At 32.6% G+C, this 21,616-nt stretch carries 15 protein-coding genes; 7 read left to right on the top strand and 8 right to left on the bottom strand.

Annotated elements, in window-relative coordinates; all coding sequences use genetic code 11:
- Nucleotides 1-308 precede the first annotated feature (308 nt).
- The 4 genes from FQU21_RS02360 to FQU21_RS02345 all read left to right on the top strand — a co-directional run bounded on the left by FQU21_RS02360 (nucleotide 309) and on the right by FQU21_RS02345 (nucleotide 6,005).
- The gene (locus FQU21_RS02360) at nucleotides 309-1,778 is read left to right on the top strand and encodes a potassium/proton antiporter (RefSeq protein ID WP_147676421.1); all 1,470 of its coding nucleotides are present in this window, start codon (nucleotides 309-311) and stop codon (nucleotides 1,776-1,778) included.
- 417 nt (nucleotides 1,779-2,195) lie between these two features.
- Nucleotides 2,196-4,019 (top strand): sensor histidine kinase, encoded by a 1,824-nt coding sequence (locus tag FQU21_RS02355; protein ID WP_147676420.1) that lies wholly within the window; start codon nucleotides 2,196-2,198, stop codon nucleotides 4,017-4,019.
- Nucleotides 4,020-4,344: 325 nt separating this feature from the next.
- Entirely contained in the window at nucleotides 4,345-5,259 is a 915-nt protein-coding gene (cysK, locus tag FQU21_RS02350; RefSeq protein WP_147676419.1) for a cysteine synthase A, read from the top strand.
- A gap of 317 nt (nucleotides 5,260-5,576) precedes the next feature.
- On the top strand, nucleotides 5,577-6,005 hold the full coding sequence (locus FQU21_RS02345; protein WP_147676418.1) for a hypothetical protein: 429 nt from the start codon (nucleotides 5,577-5,579) through the stop codon (nucleotides 6,003-6,005).
- A gap of 262 nt (nucleotides 6,006-6,267) precedes the next feature.
- Here the strand turns inward: FQU21_RS02345 and guaB are convergent, their stop codons facing one another.
- The 8 genes from guaB to FQU21_RS02305 all read right to left on the bottom strand — a co-directional run bounded on the left by guaB (nucleotide 6,268) and on the right by FQU21_RS02305 (nucleotide 19,054).
- Nucleotides 6,268-7,740 (bottom strand): IMP dehydrogenase, encoded by a 1,473-nt coding sequence (guaB, locus tag FQU21_RS02340; protein ID WP_147676417.1) that lies wholly within the window; start codon nucleotides 7,738-7,740, stop codon nucleotides 6,268-6,270.
- A gap of 136 nt (nucleotides 7,741-7,876) precedes the next feature.
- On the bottom strand, nucleotides 7,877-10,657 hold the full coding sequence (locus FQU21_RS02335; RefSeq protein WP_147676416.1) for an outer membrane beta-barrel protein: 2,781 nt from the start codon (nucleotides 10,655-10,657) through the stop codon (nucleotides 7,877-7,879).
- Between the two features lie 77 nt (nucleotides 10,658-10,734).
- A complete protein-coding gene (locus tag FQU21_RS02330) occupies nucleotides 10,735-13,158 on the bottom strand; it encodes a TonB-dependent receptor domain-containing protein (RefSeq protein WP_147676415.1) in 2,424 nt (807 codons plus the stop codon).
- On the bottom strand, nucleotides 13,139-14,521 hold the full coding sequence (locus FQU21_RS02325) for an HTTM domain-containing protein (RefSeq protein ID WP_147676414.1): 1,383 nt from the start codon (nucleotides 14,519-14,521) through the stop codon (nucleotides 13,139-13,141). The genes FQU21_RS02330 and FQU21_RS02325 overlap by 20 nt, the downstream gene beginning before the upstream one ends.
- 85 nt (nucleotides 14,522-14,606) lie before the next feature.
- Nucleotides 14,607-15,728 (bottom strand): imelysin family protein, encoded by a 1,122-nt coding sequence (locus tag FQU21_RS02320; RefSeq protein ID WP_147676413.1) that lies wholly within the window; start codon nucleotides 15,726-15,728, stop codon nucleotides 14,607-14,609.
- 45 nt (nucleotides 15,729-15,773) lie between these two features.
- Entirely contained in the window at nucleotides 15,774-16,964 is a 1,191-nt protein-coding gene (locus tag FQU21_RS02315; RefSeq protein WP_147676412.1) for a DUF4856 domain-containing protein, read from the bottom strand.
- Between the two features lie 134 nt (nucleotides 16,965-17,098).
- The gene (locus FQU21_RS02310) at nucleotides 17,099-17,962 is read right to left on the bottom strand and encodes a hydroxymethylglutaryl-CoA lyase (RefSeq protein WP_147676411.1); all 864 of its coding nucleotides are present in this window, start codon (nucleotides 17,960-17,962) and stop codon (nucleotides 17,099-17,101) included.
- A gap of 60 nt (nucleotides 17,963-18,022) precedes the next feature.
- Nucleotides 18,023-19,054: a quinone-dependent dihydroorotate dehydrogenase gene (locus FQU21_RS02305; RefSeq protein ID WP_147676410.1), complete on the bottom strand. Its 1,032-nt coding sequence runs from the start codon at nucleotides 19,052-19,054 to the stop codon at nucleotides 18,023-18,025.
- Between the two features lie 183 nt (nucleotides 19,055-19,237).
- Between FQU21_RS02305 and FQU21_RS02300 the strand changes: the two genes are divergently transcribed.
- The 3 genes from FQU21_RS02300 (at nucleotide 19,238) to pepT (ending at nucleotide 21,360) form a co-directional block, all read left to right on the top strand.
- Nucleotides 19,238-19,534: a type II toxin-antitoxin system HigB family toxin gene (locus FQU21_RS02300; RefSeq protein ID WP_147676409.1), complete on the top strand. Its 297-nt coding sequence runs from the start codon at nucleotides 19,238-19,240 to the stop codon at nucleotides 19,532-19,534.
- An 11-nt stretch (nucleotides 19,535-19,545) separates the two neighbouring features.
- Complete coding sequence (locus FQU21_RS02295) at nucleotides 19,546-19,914, top strand: helix-turn-helix domain-containing protein (protein WP_147676408.1); 369 nt, start codon at nucleotides 19,546-19,548, stop codon at nucleotides 19,912-19,914.
- A gap of 204 nt (nucleotides 19,915-20,118) precedes the next feature.
- The gene (pepT, locus tag FQU21_RS02290) at nucleotides 20,119-21,360 is read left to right on the top strand and encodes a peptidase T (protein WP_147676407.1); all 1,242 of its coding nucleotides are present in this window, start codon (nucleotides 20,119-20,121) and stop codon (nucleotides 21,358-21,360) included.
- Nucleotides 21,361-21,616 lie beyond the last annotated feature (256 nt).

Below are 21,616 nucleotides of genomic sequence, written 5' to 3'. Positions count from 1 at the left end.
AACACATAGTTAATAGCAAGTTTAGTTTTTTTTTAAACTCGGGATGATATACTATCCTGAGTTTTTTATTTTTTCCTTATCCTAAATTTTTTAGTTGTTATTTTTATCAATTAAACAACATTCAAATCTAAAAAACATAAATTTTATTAACTTCACATAAAAGCAGTTACACCTCCTATTTTTATTTAACTGAAAACTATTTTAAATATTAAAATTTTAAATATTAAAAAAAGAAATAAGGTCATATTTATATATCTATTTAACCTGCATGTCTGTATATTTGTAAGTGAAGTCTCAAATAATAAAAAATGAACTTAACTATTGAAAATATACTCTTAGTAGGCTCTTTATTACTTTTGGTAAGTATTCTTGCCGGAAAAACATCTTATAAATTTGGAGTCCCCACTTTACTCCTCTTTTTAGGAATCGGTATGCTTGCAGGTTCCGATGGTATTGGAGGTATCCTTTTTGACGATCCCAAACTTGCGCAATTTATAGGTATAGTTTCATTAAATTTCATTTTGTTTTCTGGTGGACTAGATACCAACTGGACAGCGGTTAAACCCATTCTTCGAGAAGGTATTATGCTATCTACTTTAGGTGTTTTATTAACAGCGGTTTCCCTTGGTACGTTTGTATGGTTTGTAACAGATTTTACTATTTATGAGAGTTTATTATTAGGCTCTATTGTATCCTCTACAGATGCCGCGGCTGTATTTTCTATTTTGCGTTCTAAAAATCTAGCTTTAAAAACCAATCTACGCCCCACATTAGAGTTAGAAAGCGGAAGTAACGACCCTATGGCCTATGTTCTCACCATTGCTTTTTTAACTTTAGTAATCAATCAAGACCAAAGTTTTATATCCATAATTCCTATATTTTTACAACAAATGCTCTTAGGGGGTATCGCCGGAATTTCCTTTGGCATATCCAGTAAATACATCATCAATAAAATAAAACTAGACTTTGAAGGGCTCTACCCTGTTTTAGTTATTACCCTGATGTTTATTACATTTTCGGCCACAGACTTTATAGGAGGTAACGGGTTTCTTTCCATTTATATTTGTGCCGTTTATTTAGGTAATCAAGACCTAATCCATAAAAAAACCATTTTAAAAATGTTCGATGGTTTGGCTTGGCTTATGCAAATTGTACTATTCCTAACTTTAGGTTTACTTGTTTTTCCTTCTCAAATTATTCCATATATGGGTATTGGGTTACTTATTTCGGTATTCCTAATTCTTGTTGCCAGACCTGTAGGTGTATTTATTAGCCTTATGTTCTTTAAAATGAGGTTAAAAAGAAGGTTTTACATTTCTTGGGTTGGCTTGCGTGGCGCCGTCCCTATTGTATTTGCTACGTATCCGCTTTTAGCAGGAATAGATAAAGCCCATATGATTTTTAACATTGTATTTTTTATTTCTGTAACGTCAATTTTAATTCAAGGGACCACACTTTCTATTGTTGCAAAATGGTTAAAAGTAGGAGTTCCTGAAACACAAAAAAAGCTTAGTCCAACCGATTTACTATTGGCTGAAAATCCAAAAGCCGAAATGAAAGAAATCTTAATAACTCCAGACTGCATGGCTGTAAACAAAAAAATTGTAGAATTAGGATTTCCTAAAAACGCTATAATAGCCATGATAAAAAGAGAAAACAGCTATATTATCCCAAATGGTTTAACACAAATTGAAGATCAAGATACCTTAATTGTTCTTGCCGACCGGCTTTCTATTTTCGAGGAAGTTTACAAAAAACTTAAATCTAATAGTAATTAGTGCTTTGCATTTTTTTTAATCTAATAGCCTGAAATTAAAAACCATTCAACATTACCATATGAAGAAATACTTTCACAAAGTGATTACCATATTATAGACCAATTATCCAAGCAAAATATTATTATCAGGCTTTTACCCAAAAATATTCAAATAGGCTATAAGTAACATAGTAACTTTAAATAAAAACAAAAAACTCTAAACTATAGCGGATCATAAAATTATAATAGGTAAAAAAACTAATTGATAAACTATAACTTAAATAAACATGTTTTTAAGATTTAAAACACTCATTATTAACAAAATACTCAATTATATTAACAACAAATTAATAATACAATAAAAATAAAAACACCAGCCGTAAACTATTGTCCATTATTGTAACTTACAACAAAATTTGACCATACATTCTTGCCCGCAATGAAAAAGTTATTATCCCTAAAAAAGCATGAATATATATTATTTATTCTATCCTTTATAATTACTATCATTTTTATTTCTTTCAGTTTAAACCAACTAAAAAGTTTTAGCACAAAAACCATTGAAACATCATTAGTTACCGCTAATAAATCTTGCCACGAAGCCCTTAAACAGTGGCTATATTCACGAAAAAACAACATTAAAGAGTTATCAAAAAACAAGTTTTTAGTAGATAAAACGATAGAGCTTTTAAAACTAAAAAAAGACTCCACCTCCTTAACATCCTCCAGTATTACCCCGCAATTAAGAGCCTTTTTTCAACCCATTTTAAGTGCCAAAGAGGATTTAGGCGTCTTTCTAATAGACCCTAACTATATCAGTATATTTTCTATGCGAAATGCCAATACAGGCACCGTAAATTTAATGGCAAAAGAAAGCAAACTATTACTAGATAAGGTATTGCTTAAAGGAGAAACAGTACTAATTCCTCCCATAAAATCTGACGTAGCTCTAAACAGTAAATACAGCAATGGGGCATGGCACACTATGTTTTTAGTAACCCCAATAATACATGAAGGAACTATTATTGCAGCTTTTTCTTTACGCTTAGATACAAAAAAAGATTTTTCTAGGATATTAGAACTCGGTAAAATTGGTGAAACGGGAGAAACTTATGGCGTTAATAGTATAGGACGCATAGTAACCTCCAGCCACTTCAATGCGCTTTTAAAAGAAAGCGAAAATTTAAACGCTAAAAACTTAAATAAGTCTCTAAAAATTTTAAATACGTCCAATGACACCGATAACTCTATAATCTGTAATGGACATACTCTAAATAAAACTATAGACATTAGTGGTCAAGATATTTTTAAAATATGCATTTGGGATAAAGAACTAAACATTCAAGTTACCACACAAATTGATAAAGATGAAGCCTTAAAAGGCTACTATTTTATACAGAAAACATTAATAACTATCATGCTATTCTTATTTGGGATGGGCTTTATTTTAATAAACATCATTATAAATTTACGACAGAAAACAGAAAATATTTTAATAGAATCTAAACGCGAACTCGAACTAACTGTAATAGAACGAACTAAAGAATTAAAACACTCTGTAGATACAAAAGATAAGTTTTTTTCCATTCTCGCTCACGATTTAAAAAGTCCTTTTTCTGGATTATTAGGATTACTTAATATACTACTTCAAGATTCCAAGGCTTTTTCTGAAGAAAAAAAGGCGGCCATGTTACAAGAAATTTACAATTCAAGTTCGCAGCTTTATAAATTATTAGAAAATCTACTTAGCTGGTCTAGATCGCAAACCAATAGTATTAAATTAAACCCACAACCTATATCGATTTGGGAATTAATAAATGAAAACATAAATCTACAACAACAAAATGCTAATAGAAAAGAAATTGAATTGGTAAACAACATAAGTAAAGATATCGTTGTAAAAGCAGACAGAAACACTATAGACACCGTTTTTAGAAACTTAATTTCTAATGCCATTAAATTTACCAACAAAGGAGGTACAGTAAAAATAAAACAATCTATTAAAAATAAACGAATAGAAATTATTGTGGAAGATAACGGAATTGGAATCCCTAAAAAAAATATAGAAAAACTTTTTAAAATTGAAGAAAAGTTGATGACCACCGGAACCAATAATGAAAAAGGTACCGGTTTAGGTTTAGTGCTTTGCAAAGAATTTGTAGAATTAAATGGCGGGAACATTTCGTTAAAAAAGAATTGCGCAATAGGAGCAAGTTTTATTGTTGAACTCCCTAAATTATCTAAAATAAAACCAAGCAACTAAACTATTTTAAACTTCGTTTAAAATACGCTACTATTAAATCTAATGGTTATAAACAATAAAATTAGTTTTAGTTTGTCTTTTAAGCGTTGCTTTTTTCACCCCCTAATTTAAACACCTTAGGACGTACAATTTTTACAACTTGATCAAACTATTAAAAAAAGACAATAAATAATATAAAAGCCATAAAACACCACCTCATCTAGCTTTAACATTTATATAAGAAAAACAACTCTAAAAATCATTAACTTTAAATTTCTAATAAAAACCTATTCTCTTTGCTGTTTTAAATAAAAAAACGACAAAGAATAAAAAAACAATCACACATATGAAAATTAATAACATTTTAGAAGGTATTGGCAATACTCCAGTTGTAAAATTGAGTAAATTATTTCCTAATGCAAGCGTATGGATGAAACTAGAAAAATACAATCCAGGAGGCAGTTTAAAAGATAGAATTGCATTGGCCATGATTGAGGATGCAGAGAAAAAAGGTCTTTTAACCAAAGACACCGACATTATTGAGCCTACCTCTGGAAACACGGGTATTGGTTTAGCTATGGTTGCTGCTGTAAAAAACTACAAACTTACATTGGTTATGCCAGAATCTATGTCGGTTGAGCGCAGAGCATTAATGGCGGCTTATGGCGCAAATTTAGTTTTAACACCTAAAGAGCAAGGTTTAGGAGGTACCATTGCAAAAGCAAATGAGATGGTTAAAAACAACAAAAATGCTTGGATGCCTTCTCAATTTACAAATCCAGCCAACCCCGAAATACACGCAAAAACAACAGCTTTAGAAATTGCTAACGATTTCCCTGAAGGCATCGATTATTTAATTACCGGAGTTGGGACTGGTGGACATATCTCGGGTATGTCTAAAGTTTTAAAGGCAAAGTTTTCCGGTTTAAAAGTATTTGCCGTAGAGCCAAACGATTCTCCTGTAATTTCTGGAGGAGAACCAGGACCACATGCTTTACAAGGTATTGGACCAGGATTTATTCCTGAAACATTTGACATTAAATCAATTGATGGGGCTATTAAAATTACCAAAGAAGAAGCTTTTTCTGAAGTACAAAATATAGCAAAAACAGAAGGTATTTTGGTTGGTATTTCTACTGGAGCATCTTTAGCGGCGGTTAGAAAACAATTAGAAACCATTGATAGCCAAAAAACAGTACTAACCATGAATTATGATACTGGCGAACGCTATCTTTCTATGGATGGACTTTTTAAAGACTAATCCATTACGACACATATTAAGTATATTTTGAGGGCTATAGTTAGCCTTAAAATTATAAAGAAGTTCTATAAATGTATTTTATAGGACTTTTTTTGTTACTGCTTTTCTTTATAATTTTTATTCACCTTTAAATTATTGCGATTTTATTAAAAGAAGCCCCACAAACTAAAATTGATCCCGCTAAAAAAGCAAATGACTTTAAGAAAAATAATTACAACAAATGAAACTAAAACCATTATGGCTATGTTGTATAAAAATAATAACTTGGCGTTTTCTTAAAAACAAACAACTAAAATTCAATTAACAATTACAAAAAAATGAAACTAAAAAAATTAATTTATTTAGCATTGCTTCTTACGGTATCTTTAGTAATTTCTTGCGACTCGGATGACGATAACGGAAATGATTTAATTAGTCTAATATCTGGAACTTGGACTTCTAACTTTGACGAAGTTTATACCTTTTCTGAAGCCACTATAGAGTCGCCATATAGTACTTATACCGTTGTAGCTATTGGTGATGATTATATTATTTGCCAAAACGATGTGGATGATGCTTATAACCCGAGTTTATATAGCAAATTTGTGTTTACAAATATAACAGATGGAAACTTTAATTACTGCCAATCTTTTTTTAGTGCTGAATCTCAAGAGGAGATTGAAAATGCCGAAGAGCCTTCGGATTCAAGTAACTTAGAGAGTGGCTGCGGTGGTTTTTCTTGGTCGTATATGACGAAAAACGAATAGCTTACCGACGATTTAAGGTTTAAAAGAGCCTTTTTTTATTAGTTGAAATAGAAGTTGATAAAACATAACTTTCGATTAGTACAAAACTTAGCAAGTAGAGGCGTTAGGGATAGCAGCGGTAGCTTTTGGCGAGGCGCGCATCGAGCCAAAACTTTAGCGTATAGCCCGACCCTTTTTCGGGTAACGCCAAAAAAACTTTAAAACAAAGCACAAAAAAAGTCCAACCTTTCCGGTTGGACTTTTTAATTATATATATTAGAATCTATCTTGAATAATTTGGAGATTCGTTAGTGATAGTTACATCGTGCGGATGACTTTCGTTTATACCGCTAGATGTAATTTTAACAAACTGCCCCGTTTCTTTTAAGGTTTCGATGTCTTTGGCTCCACAGTACCCCATTCCGGCGCGTAAACCGCCTACAAATTGATGAATACTTTCGTTTAACTCGCCTTTGTAAGGTACACGACCAACGATACCTTCTGGAACTAATTTTTTAATATCGTCTTCCACATCTTGGAAATATCGATCTTTACTACCTTGTTTCATGGCTTCTACAGAACCCATTCCACGGTAAGACTTAAATTTTCGTCCTTCGTAAATAATGGTTTCTCCTGGAGATTCTTTGGTTCCTGCTAAAAGTGAGCCTAACATTACCGTATCGGCTCCTGCGGCTATGGCTTTAGGAATATCACCCGTGTAACGTATACCACCATCGGCAATCACGGGAACTCCTGTACCTTTTATAGCTGCTGAAACTTCTAGAACTGCAGAAAACTGAGGAAATCCAACACCTGCAACCACACGAGTGGTACAAATGGACCCTGGGCCAATCCCCACTTTTACAGCATCGGCTCCAGCTTCTACTAAATATTTAGCGGCTGCTCCGGTTGCTATATTTCCAACAATAACATCGAGCTTTGGAAACTTGGCTTTAATTTCTTTTAATACGGCTACAACACCTAATGTATGTCCGTGAGCGGTATCGATAACGACAGCATCTACACCTGCGTTAACTAATGCTTCGGCTCTTTCTACAGCGTCTGCAGTAACGCCTAAGGCCGCTGCTACACGTAAACGCCCGTATTGATCTTTATTTGCATTTGGTTTTTGGCTAAGTTTAGTAATATCTCTAAACGTAATTAAACCTGATAATTTAAAACTATCGTCTACAATTAATAATTTTTCAATTTTATGTTCTTGAAGAATAGCTTCGGCATCTTTTAAAGAAGTACCAACGGCTGCGGTTACCAAGTTTTCTTTAGTCATTACTTGATCTATAGCACGTGTATTATCGTGCTCGAAACGTAAATCTCTGTTGGTTACAATGCCTTTTAAAGTACCATCTTCTGCAACAATAGGAATACCACCAATGCTATATTCTGCCATATAGTTTTTAGCATCTTTAACAGTTGCTGTTAATGGTAGGGTTACAGGATCGATAATCATACCGCTTTCTGCACGTTTTACACGACGAACTTTTAAGGCTTGTGCCTCTATAGTCATGTTTTTATGCAACACGCCAATACCGCCTTCTTGTGCCATGGCAATAGCCATTTTACTTTCGGTAACCGTATCCATTGCTGCCGAAATAATCGGGACATTAATGGTAATGTTTCGTGTAAATTTTGTTTGAATACTAACCTCTCTTGGAAGTACTTCGGAAAAAGCTGGGACTAAAAGAACGTCGTCGTAAGTTAAGCCTTCTCCTACAATTTTATTTTCGTGTGCAGTCATGTTGCAATTATGATTATAATTGCGTGCAAATTTAAGCATATTTTTTCATTTAAATAGGGTTTATTAAAATGAAATTTTTAACAAACCCTATTCTTAACATTTAATATACTTTAGGTTGTAGTTTAAAGGAACACGATTAGCGTCCGCCTCTGCTTCCGCCTCCGCCGCTATACCTAGCTGGGCTACCAACTCGACTGGGTCTAACATTCATTTTTTGTCCTGCAACAGTTCCAAATTTAAAAGAAAAAGTTAGCATAAAATACTGTTCTAAAATTTTGTTTTCAATATCTTGAATATAAGTTTCTGTTACCGAGCGGCGGTAACCATTATTGTTGCCTAAAATATCGTATCCTACCAGGGTTATTGTAGCTTTATCATTCCAAAGCTGTACGCCTAAACCTGCGTTCCAAAATACAGCATCGCCATCAAAATCATCTCCCACTCGACTGTTATATCTGTAAGCGATTTTATTGGAGAAAAAAGCATTCTTTAAAAAGAATATAGAAGAATCGAATTTTAAATTTTGCACAAAATATTCATTATCATTAAAAGCATCGGTATCATACTCTGTTTCATTTAATGAATAACTATAATTGGCTGCAAAATCGAACTTTTTATTATATGAATATCTAAAACCTATTGATGGTTTATAAACGGTACTTTTTCCTGTAAATTTAACAGCATTTTGTAAAGAAATATTATTATCAAAAGACGCATTAAATCTCGCATTAAGATTGATGCTTGTATTTTGGCTATAATATGATTTTGAAATTGAAGCATTTCCGCTAAGCGAATAATCGCCATTAATATTATCGTATGTGGTTTCTTTATTTAAATTATCAGGATCTGTTACTGTAGAGTTAATAATTTTATCTTCTACAAACTTTGCACTAGCATTTCCGCTAATGGTAATATTGTTAAAAGCTAAATTGTTTTGATATCTAAATCTTAGGTTATGACTTAACGCTGGATCTAAATCTGGATTACCCGTTACAATATGCGTTATATTACTTACGTTTGCAACCGGTTGTAATTCTGAAGATGATGGTAAATCGACATTTTGATTATAATCTAAAGATATATTTTTATAGCCTTTTTCATCACGGTAACGAATTCTACCTGAATAGGTAAGATATTTAAAATCGGCATCAAAATTACGATTAGCATCCAACTGATCGGTATATTCTCTAAGGGTGTTTGTATAAGCGCCTTCTACTTCAAAACGAATGGTATTAAGTTCATATCTAAAACGTAATGCAGGCCTAAGGGTAGTCGCTATATATTTACTGTCAAAACTTTGAAGGTTATTAAAATCTGTATAATCACTGTCTGTTTCATTAAAATCATATACATATTTTTCGTTTTTGTTAGTATTAACTGTAGCGTTAAACTTTGGAATAATTCTAAAATCGGTAAACAACTCTTTAAACCAATACCCATTAAAATTAATATTTGAAGTTGAATTATTTGTAGTTCTTATTTGATCTTGTTTTTCTATGGTTCCCTTTTGAATCAGATTATTTTCGGAATAATTTTTTGAATCCGACTCCGAATTATCAAAATCGGTACTTAATCTTAGGTTAAAAAAATCTTTTCCTTTACCCGTTTTCACAATAGCGCTTAATTCATTATCAAAACTGGTACTGTTGGATTCCGATTCACTTTTCGATTCATACTCACTTATAGCACTACCGTCTTTAGAATTTGATTCTGTATTAGAACTTGAGAACGAATCGCTAGTATCTCTATTAAATTTAAAATCGTTTGAAAGTTGTATTTTATTACTATTACCATTTTTTGATTTATTCTTTGATGGAATTAAGAATTTTAAATCCAAATCGGCACTATGGTTATCGCTATCTGTACTACTATGACTTTCTGTATCTGTAGTATAATTTAAATTAGGTAAAAAGTTATCACGAAAACGCGTACTACTGTTGTCTACATTACTAGCGCTATATTTATAATTGGCGTTTACGCGGGTTTCATCCCATCGGCCTTTAGAATAATTGGTTCCTATAAAATCCGATTCCACATAACCATTACTAGATTGGGCGTCTGGTAATGCCGTAAACCCCCGGCGCATATTAATATTATTGGTCCCGGAAATAAACCCGATTTGTTTACCATCTACCATTTGAAATAAATTAGCATTAGCCTGATACTTATCATCTGTACCTACCCCACCATTTAAATCGCCAAAAAAGGCTCTATTTTTACCTTTCTTAATTTTTAGGTTAATTTCTTTGGTTCCCGAATCAGACTCTTCACCTGTAAATTTTTGTAAATTCGATTTATAATCGGTAACCTGCACTTTACTTATTACGTTACTTGGTAGGTTTTTAAGAGCAATATCTCCCATTTTTTCACCAAAGAAAGACATTCCATCTACGTTAATCGCCTCTACCTCTACGCCATTTACCGTAATATTTCCATCGATATCAAACTCAACACCTGGTAATTTTTTAAGTAAATCTTCGGCTCTATCATTAGGAAGCGTTTTAAAACTATCGGCATTATATTCTATGGTATCTTTTTTAATTACTATTGGTGGTGCCTTAGCCACAATAGAAACTACATCTAGTTCTTCAACAGCATCCGATAGAGTAACAGCTCCGATATCAAGTTTATTTCCGGTAGGAACATCAATATTTTTAGCATAAGGATTATACCCTAAATAAGCCACATTAAACAATAGTTGCTTAGCATCCTCAGCATTTATATTTATTGAAAATTGCCCCGTTTTATTGGTAATACCATAAGCCATGGTAATACTGTCTTTTAAACTTTGTACATAAACGGTTGCGCCCTCTAACGCTAAATTATTTGGATCTTTTACTTGCCCATCTAAAGTAAAACGTTGTGCAAATATGGTACTACTACATACTAATAAAAGTAATAATATTGAATGTTTCAAACTGCTTGTATTTTATAAGTTTGCAACTTAGACTTCCTCGCTATTCGAAAGTTTAGTACCTAAATTATAAAATAATGTTAAAATTTAATTTGAAGTGTAGTGTACCAATTTCGTGGTGCCGATGGAATAATACCAGGCCCAGGATACCCTGTAGCTCTTCTAGTAAAATAGCTATTGTCTAAAACATTATTTATTCCAGTTTCTAATTTAAAATTTTTATAACTATAAGATAATGAAACATCCAAAATATCATATTCTGGAATTTCGCCAACTACGCCACTTAAACTTGCTGTTGTAGAGTTTGTAGCATCGGTAAACTGACTACCTAAATAACTGTATTGAATATTGGCTAACAAATTTTTATAACCACCATTAAGTCCCATTTTTAAATTTAAATCTGGAACAAATTCTACTTTATTCCCTTTTATTCCGGCCTTATCTGAGGCTGTATATTCAGAATTGATTATAGATGTATTTACAAAATAATTAAGTTTTACATTATTATTTAAATTGAAAATTTTCTTCAAGTTAAAATCGAATAATGACTCTACACCATACATTACAGCATCACCAATATTAGCACGTACGTTTTTTATACTTCCATCACTTTGAGCTGCGGTTTCAAAACCAATTCTATCTTTATAGAACAGTCCGAAAACACCTAAATCGTAAGACATGAAGTTTTTATAGTTTCCGCGAATTCCTAAATCGGCGGTAAACCCTTTTTCATCTGTAATATTTGGATCTATTAAAAATGCAGGATTATCAATATTTATATCAGAAAATGTAACCGAACGATAATTTTGAGATATATTTCCATAGGCTTCTAAATTAGTGCTTGGCTTATAGCTTACCCCCAAACCAAGTAATACAAAAGCACGTTCAAAATTTTGATTATCTTCTACCGTTTCATTTAGAATAACATTTCCTGCTGCATCGGTATTTATGTTTTGATAAAAACCTTCACTTTGTGTTTTAATATATTCGAACCTAAAACCTGGCGTTACTGAAAACTCATCTGAAACATAGAAAATATTTTCGCCAAAAACAGAACCATTTAAATTAGGTAAATCGAATTGTGATTGACTTCCGTAATTAGGATCATCTTCAGTTGCAAAATCGAAATCTGGGCCTATACCATCACTTCCAGGTCCCTGCTGTTGGAAATTATCGGCTTTGTAAAACTTAGCGCCAATTAAAAAAGTAGCCTCTTTATTAAAAGCTTTGTATTTGGTTAATAAACGGGACTCGAAACCAAAATTTTTAAAATCGCCTTTAATTAAATCGCGCTCTTCATTAGAATCTACTTGACTTACTCGATTTGTTCTAAAACCTAGTGCATCTCGCGAAGCTTGTAACCCGAAGAAATTAAATGTGAAGTTCGTTTTATCTGAAAATTTATGAGCTAATTTTAGGTTGTAAAGCAACCAATCTACCTGAAACCAATTGCGTTCACGATTACTTTGATAAGGATCTTCTTCAAACATAGTATCGGTTAATCCACCAGCTTGTTGTGCTAAATACCGCATGTAAGTTACCTCTCCAGTTAACTTCGTTTTTTCGTTAAATTGATATCCTAAATGTGCGAATACGTTTTTAGATTCAAACTCAGAATTTGGCCGAAAACCATCGCCTTTTTTATAATTAAAATAACTGTAATAACTCCACTTGTTTTTGGTACCACTAACACTGGTAAAATTGGTGTACAAACCATAACTACCCAAAGTGTTTCTAGTAATTACCTCTAATGGTTTATTTGGATTAGGTTCTTTCATTTTAAAATTAATTAAACCTCCAAATTGCGTTCCGTATTGTAATGAAGCCGCACCACGAATCACTTGTATTTCCGATAAACCTTCAGATGCGGGCGTGTAATAACTTTCTGGATACCCCAAAACATCGGCGCTAATATCGTAACCATTTTGGCGCGTATTAAAATTTGCTGTTCTGTTCGGGTCTAAACCACGACCACCAATATTAAGTTGAAGCCCAGCATCATCATTTTGATAAATATTTAAACCTGCAACTTGGCTATAAATTTGCCTAGCGTTATTAGAAGCTAAGTTCGCCATAGATTGTTCTACAAGTACAACTTCGGTTTTTTTACCGGCATAAATGGCGGTTTCTTCAACATCATTTAAACGCTTTAATTCAAAAACACGTTGCTTTCTTGCTGTAATTTCTACTTCAGATAAATTCTGTGTCAAATCTTTTAAAGTAATATTTAATTTTGAAGTGTTCTCTGTTTCAATCGTAAGCTCTTCGACTTCATATTCAAAAGAAAAAAAAACCAAAGTGATTGTTTTTTTAGAAGTATCAAACTCGAAAAACCCAGTGTTATCAGTTGTAGCAATAACACCTGTGGTTTTATCGTAAACCTTTACATTGGCTACAGGAGCACTTGTTTTAGAAAAAGTAACGGTTCCTGAAATATGATTTTGAGCAAAAACTGACACACTAAATAAGAGTGCAAGTATAATTTTAAAGTCCTTTAATGTCATCGTTAAATGGTAAAATCCAATGTTTTGGTTTAAATGATTCTTTTTCCGCGTACAAATCTACGGTTTTATCTATATATGGTTGGCTTAATCGGCCATTTAATGCCACATAACTTTCTACAAAAACTTGAACGTTTTTATGGCCTTGGGATGTAAAATGATCGCCTAAATAATGAGCGTACTCTAAAATAAAATCTGGTTGAAAACTCATTTGTTTTTCCTGAAATGGTGTTAAAAAATCTTTATTATCCACATAGAAAAAGCTTCCTGTTTCGCTATCTACAATTTTAAAAGTTGCGATTCCCATTTTTTCCATAAGCATAACACGCCAGGATAAACGATAGCCCTCTTCTGTCCAGAACAACTCGTTTGGATATAGTAAATAGCGGAAAGGGAACAGCATTTGGATAGCGAAAAATGCAGCAAAAAGAGGAATAACAATTGCTTTCTTTTTAATATGAAATTGAGAAACAGCTTCTATTTTACGAAGGTTTTCTGGTTTTGATTGAAGTGATAAAAAACTTAAAATTCTTTTAAAAAAAGTGATTATTTTTAGATGAAAATTAGCTTCAAAAAATATTAAAGTAGAAACAATCATGATAAACGGAAACATCCCGATTGGAAATAAAACCCTTGTAAACACGTGGAATATAACAACAAGACCAAAGGCAAACCAACGTGTTTTTTTGTACAATAATAAAAAAGGGATGCATAAATCGTAAAGCATGCCACTCCAACTCATCGCGAAATGAAACCAATTTTGTTGCATAAGGTTTTCTCCAATAAACGGTAAATCGTATTTTGAAGGCAACCAAATTTTTAAAGGCATGGCTTTAAATAACCAATCGCTATTAAGCTTCGCCAAACCTGCATAAAAATAAACAATACCTAATAGAAGTTTTATACTATCAATAGTCCACTTAGGGATGTTTTGATATGTTTTTCTTCGGAATATATTATCTACAGAAAAATGCGCATTGGCAGGAATAAAAATCATTATAAAACTCAATAAAGTAATAAAGTAGTAATGATTTAAATAAGTGGTTTTATCCATTAATTCAATGTAAGTAAAACTTAAAAAGAATGTAATAATGGCTATCCTATATTTAAAACCCAAAGCCACAAAAATGGCTGCAATGCCACAAATAGCAAACAATACATAGGTATAAACGCCTAGTGGTTTTATAAATTCAAATCCGAAATACGTAAAGTGAAACTTAGGTTGTATATACAGTAAATCAATCCAGTCGTTATACCAAAATCGCACAATACTTAAACCCATCATGATACCAAAGAAAACACGAAACACAGCCAATGGGGCTGCGCTTGTAGTTTTATTTAAATATGTACTTATACTCAGTTTCATTAAAAAGTTTTTCTATTCAATTTAGTGATACGCAAAAAAGGTTGCCTTTTTATTAGACAACCTTTTTAGTAATGTTTATATGTTTTTAATCGCCATCGTTATCTATATAACCAGCATCGAGACCTATTTGTAAAGCTCCCATCATATCAACTTTAAATAGAACAACCGCTCTTTGTAAATCATCGTAAGCTAAAGTCATTTTTGTATTATCAGTTTCAATTTGATCAGAAAAACTATCGTCTAAAACTTTAATTTTACTACGAGATAAATCTAATTGACTATTTATTAAAAAAGCCAGATCATCTCCATCCTCATCTACATTTAGATAATCTAAATAAGATTTTAAACTATTATCGGAAGTTGAGTTATTATAACCTGTTCCGTTGAAAGTATCTTGAACTGCTTTAAGAGCTTCTAAAGCCAAAACCATAGAAAATTCTTGACTGTAATATCCTTCTACTTTATCTGGGAACAAATTACCTCCTGAAAATATTCCGGCAGGAATACCAATTTTTCTTGAGCGTAAACCACTTTCATAATAATTTACATAATCGTTTACAAACTTATTTAAAGAACTCGTTACTGTATTCGATGTCGAACTCACAAAAGTTGCACGGTAGCTAGAAGTCCAATCTGTTAAAACTGTTTCGGTTAAGCTTTCCATTTGGTTTACTAAGTCTGATAAATAAGCTTTATACTTATCATCTTCATACTTAGTTAAAATTTCAGCATCACTATCTGCAACACCGTAAAGCATATAATCTACAGCTGGAAAACCAACGGCATCGTTATTATTAACGTGGGTTAAATCGGCATTTCCAGCAGAAATATTAGCTTCAACATCTGTTGTAGAAACCGGATAGATATTCATTTGAAAACTATAGGTTAACTCTTCAGCTTTACCAATATTGAACATTTCAACATGTTGCCAAACTTTATAAGCTTCTAACCAAGATGCTCTTAAGTTATCTAAATTAGTTTGATTTGCATCAGCTACGAAAGCATCTTTATCTGCCGTTAACGTTACTAGTTTAGCAGATAAATCTTGAAAAGCAGGAATAATAATATTATCGGCCAAGTTTGTTAATAAAGCACCTCTATCAAAATCGTCTGTAGCGACTGGACTATCATCTCCAGAAGATGACGAAGAACTACAAGCTACAATAAATGAAACCGCTAGTATTGCTATAAAAATCTTTTTAATCATGAGAGTTTTTTTATTTAATTAAAAAAGCTGTTTTCTTATACATTTTTAGTTTGCTGCTTCTTCTGTTGTAAAACCAAATTCGGCAGAAATCTCAGCAGAGATGGTATCTAATGTTTCTTCCGTAACATCCCAAAAACCATTACCTTCCATAAGTTCTGCCAAATAAGCATCTACTTCTGTTTTTGATAAATATGGTGTTGTAGCATTAGGCTTTCGTGTAAATTGTAAACTGTAAATAAATCCATAAGCTTCAGATAACGCGTGAAAAGCTTTAGCTTTATCTACCTCTAAACTAGTTTTTCCTGCTTGCAAATAAAATACAGCTCTAACAGCTGGTATTATAGATAGGTTTTCTTTTATAATTTCTGCTTGTGCATCACGAACGCCATAATCGCCAGCAACAATAGCTGCTCTACCTAATTTAAAAGCATTGTAAACATTTGTTGCTATACCTGCAAAATCACTGTCTTTCTCTACGCGATCTATATATTCGCTTAAAAATTGATCTGCTTCCAAAACAGGATTGGTTATATCTGCTTCGTTACCATACAAATAACCAAAAGCTTCATCCCATTTATGCTCCATGGTAGTATATGTTTTTCCTTCTTCTAAAACACCATTATCATTATTTTCAATATTATTTCCGGCATCTAGAACGGCTGGGCTTAAATAATTATTTAAAATTTGATCCATCATTAAACCACCTATCAAACCTTTTGCAAATGCTTGATTATATTCTAAACCTTTTCCGTTAACATAACGAACAGTCCCTCCACCTGCTTGTTGTAAGTTACCAGCTTGTCCTGCAACTGCTACATAGGACCATTTTGGAAAGACATCTGAAACTTGAGAGGCAATCCACTCATCAAAATCTGCTTTAATTTCATTAGATCCTGTTGTATTAGCAGAATAAAAATCTGTTGAAGCCGCAACTTTACCACGAACATTTTTACCTGAGGCATTTAAATCTGCATCACTAAAATCATTTGCATCGGCAGTGTGAGCAAACATTGCATCTATTTGCGCTTCTGTTTTAGTATTATCTTTTAATGCAGCAACGACTTCTTCCGCCATTAAAATTCGTGTAGTTTGACCACTAAAACTAACAGAAGACGCTCCGCCTCTTTCAAAACTATATGTTGCAGGTGCTACAACTTGGTTTCCCCCATCATCATCACTAGAGCATGATTGAAATAATGCTGATACTACCAAAAGGCTTAAAGTTAATTTTTTCATTTTTAGCTAATTAATTTGTTTTTATTTAGACTTATTATAGATAAATACTAATTTGAAGATGCAAATATAAAACACCTATTAAAAACAACAAAGCTTATTTAGAATAAATTAAAATAAAATATCTTTAGATTTATTTAATGATAAACTTTAAAAATTTTAGAAGCTTCATTAAACGCGCTTTCAAAACTTAACGCATTTAATGAATTATTTTTTTGAGTAGTAAAATAAGAAAGTAATTTTTCGGTGGGCATGTTTCCAGTTAGTTCGTCTTTGGCCATAGGGCAACCACCAAAACCCTGGATAGCACCATCAAAACGATTACAACCAGCTTTATAAGCTGCATCTACTTTTTCAAACCAAGAATTTGCTGTGGTATGCAAATGGGCTCCGAACTCAATATTGGGATATTTAGGTATTAAATTTGAAAATAAATAATCGATACTTTCAGGCTGAGATGTGCCAACAGTATCACTAAGCGATAATATTTTAACGCCCATATTGGCCAATTTTTCGGTCCACTCGCCTACGATATCCACATTCCAAGGATCACCATACGGATTTCCAAATCCCATAGAAATATAAACAACGACCTCTTTATTTACCTTATCGGAATGTTCTAAAATTTCAGAAAGTGTCACCACAGATTCGGCAATGGTTTTATGCGTATTCCGCATTTGAAAATTCTCAGATATAGAAAATGGATACCCTAAATAATCAATCACATCATGCTTACAAGCCTCAATAGCGCCTCTTGTATTAGCAATAATAGTCAACAATTTACTGGTAGTTTTACTTAAATCTAATTGTGCTAAAACCTCTGAAGTATCTACCATTTGCGGAATGGCTTTTGGAGATACAAAACTACCCACATCAATTGTATCAAACCCAACACGTAACAACGACTGAATGTATTGCACCTTTTTTTCCGTTGGAATAAAAGCTTTAATCCCTTGCATAGCATCGCGAGGACATTCAATAATTTTTACAGGCTTTTGCATAAACAATTAAAAGTATAGTTGTTAAAAATACTATTATTTTTCTGAAAGAAAAACGTAAAACTATCTTTTAAGCAAGGCCTTATTTATGCGTTTTATTAAACTCGGTCCTTCGTAAATAAAGCCCGTGTAAACTTGTACCAAAGTAGCTCCGGCATCAATTTTTTCTAAGGCATCTTTAGCCGAATGTATTCCACCAACTCCAATAATAGGAAAAGCTTTATTACTTTTTTCAGATAAATATTTAATAACCGCCGTGCTTTTTTCCTTTACTGGTTGTCCGCTTAAACCGCCATTACCTATACTTTCAAGTAATTCTGGTGATGCTTTTAACCCACTTCTATCCGTAGAAGTATTGCTTGCAATAACGCCATCTAAATTAGTATCTTTTACCAATTGGATAATTTCATCCAATTGAACGTTATTTAAATCTGGTGCTATTTTTAAAACAATTGGTTTTTGCTTTTCAAATGTTTTATTCGCGTTTTGTACAGCTCCAATTAATTCTTCTAAATAATCTTTATCGTTTAATTTCGCGTGCGATCCTACATTCGGGCAACTTACATTCAACACAAAATAATCTACATACGGGTGTAATGCGTTAAAACACGCCAAGTAATCTTTGGTATAATCTTCGGGTTTTGTATCGGTGTTTTTCCCAATATTTCCACCAATAATAAGTTGGCCTTTATTCTTTTTAAGCTGTTCAATGGCACGCTCTAATCCTTCATTATTAAACCCCATTCGGTTAATAATCCCTTGATCATCTTTTAATCTAAACAAACGTTTCTTCGGGTTTCCAGCCTGCGCCTTTGGTGTTACCGTTCCTATTTCTATAAAACCAAATCCAAAGTTTGCCAACTCATTATACAACACGGCATTTTTATCGAAACCAGCCGCTAAACCCACAGGATTTTTAAAGGTTAAACCGAATAGTTTTCGCTCTAATTTTGGATCTTCAACAACATATAAACTTCTATAAATAGATTTAAAACCAGGAATTTTAGAAGTGATTTTTACTAAAGAAAATGTAAAATGATGAATTTTTTCGGGATCGAAAGAAAAAAATATCGGGCGTAGTAATTGTTTATACATCAGGATTATTTGTGCAAAAATAAGTTTAATTAAAAAATTGAACAATTCTTATGGTCTGAAAATTTAAATAAAATTATTAAGAATTCTCTGCCTTAAGTTGATATCCATGTTGCCCTTTATAAAAAACAACAAAAGTTCGTGTTATGAGAACATTTTACATATATTTGTTTTAGATATTGAAATATGAGCCGAATAATTGCGAAAAGAACTTTACGGGAATTTTGGGAAAAGCATTCAGATTCAGAACAATATTTAAAAACTTGGTATGAAACTGCAAAAAACTCTAATTGGAATTCTCCAAATGAAGTGAAAGAAACTTACATCAATGCTAGTATTTTAAAAGATAGTAGAGTCGTTTTTAATATTAAAGGGAATTCATATAGACTAATTGTAAAATTTAACTATGTCAGACAATGGGCATTTATCCGATTTATTGGAACTCACGCTGAATACGATAAAATTAATGCCGACACCATATAAAACATTGAATTATGGAAATTAAACCTATAAAAACAGAAAAAGATTATAACAAAGCTCTCGAAAGACTTGAATTAATTTTTGACGCTTCTCCAAATTCAAAAGAAGGTGATGAAGCCGAAATTTTATCATTATTAATTGAGAATTTTGAAAACAAACATTATCCTATTGAAACACCTGACCCCATTGAGGCTATTAAAATCCGAATGGAAGAAATGAATCTTAAACAAAAAGATTTGGTTGGAGTAATTGGTGGAAAAAGTAGAGTTTCTGAAATCTTGAACAAAAAGAAGAGATTGACTGTTGAAATGATACGAGAATTAGAACGCGTTTTACATATTTCAGCTTCTGTTCTTGTGAACAATTATCAACTTACAAAATAAAATAACAAAAGATAACCAGCCATATAGTTAAACGATAAAAATAATCCTGTCTAATAAAATCCAAATTAGAAATTCCAACACGTTATCTTATTACACAACCACTTTTTTTGTACCAAAATATGCCTAAGTTCATAGCTCAATTCGTATTTTTGAACTAAAAAAGAAGACCCTTTTTTTCTAAAAATACTAAAAAAAATTCTAACTATGATTTCAAAAGAACATATCATAAAACGTTTTGTTAGCTACGTAACCGTAGATACAGAATCCGATCCCACTTCAGAAACTACACCAAGCACCGAAAAACAATGGGATTTAGCTAATAAACTTACCGAAGAGCTTAAGCAAATTGGCTTGGAAGATGTCACAATCGACGATAACGCCTATATTATGGCCACTTTACCAAGTAATGTAGATCACGATGTACCAACGATTGGATTTATTTCGCATTTTGATACCTCTCCCGATTTTACCGGCAAGGATATAAAACCTCAAATTATTGAAAAATACAACGGAAAAGATATTGTTTTAAATGAAGAACAAAACATCATTCTTTCTCCCGATTATTTTGAAGATTTACTGCAATACAAAGGACAAACTTTAATTACAACAGACGGCACCACGCTTTTAGGCGCCGATGATAAAGCGGGTATTTGCGAAATTGTTTCGGCCATGGAGTATTTAGTAAATCACCCAGAAATTAAGCATGGAAAAATTCGTGTTGGTTTTACGCCCGATGAAGAAATTGGCCGTGGTGCTCATAAATTTGATGTTGAAAAATTTGGAGCCGATTGGGCATATACCATGGACGGCAGCCAAATTGGAGAACTTGAATACGAGAATTTTAACGCTGCCGGAGCCGTTGTAAAAATAAAAGGAAAAATTGTACATCCCGGTTATGCCAAAGGAAAAATGATAAATTCCATGTACATTGCTACCGAGTTTATAAACTCCTTACCGCGCCTAGAAACACCAGAACATACCGCAGGATATCAAGGTTTTTTCCATTTACATAATATGGAAGGCGATGTTGAAGAAACCACACTCCAATATATTATTCGCGATCACGATCATGGCCATTTTGAAGCGCGCAAAGAAGTGATGGAAAAGCTAACAAGCGAGCTTAATTCCCAATATGGATCGGAAGTTATTACTATCGAAATCAAAGATCAATATTTTAATATGCGCGAAAAAATTGAACCCGTAATGCATATTGTTGATATTGCCGAAAATGCTATGAAAGCTTTAAATATAACACCATTAATAAAGGCCATTCGTGGTGGTACAGATGGTTCGCAACTAAGTTACATGGGGTTACCCTGTCCTAATATTTTTGCTGGTGGACATAACTTTCACGGTCGCTACGAGTATGTCCCTGTTGAAAGTATTATAAAAGCCACTGAAGTCATTTGTAAAATTGCCGAATTAACCGCTATAGAAGACAAATAAAACATAAGCTGTAACAACGCTGTTTTCGGCTCAAATCATTTATAAAAACCCTCGTAATTCATTGTTGCAAGGGTTTTATTTTTTTAACATAATCCTGCTCTTTTTTTCATATAAAACGAATCTTTTTATAACATCAAACTCATATAAAAACCAAGATTAATAAATATTTATAATCCACAGAAAAAACAACTACATATTCAAGCATATATTACTTATATTTGTAGCAAGCATTTAAATTATATAAGAATACAGCGAA

The organism is Algibacter pacificus, from assembly GCF_008033385.1.
GTDB classification, from domain to species: Bacteria; Bacteroidota; Bacteroidia; order Flavobacteriales; family Flavobacteriaceae; genus Algibacter; species Algibacter pacificus.
Note: the sequence above shows the minus strand (reverse complement) of the source record. Positions and strands in the feature narration are given on the sequence as shown.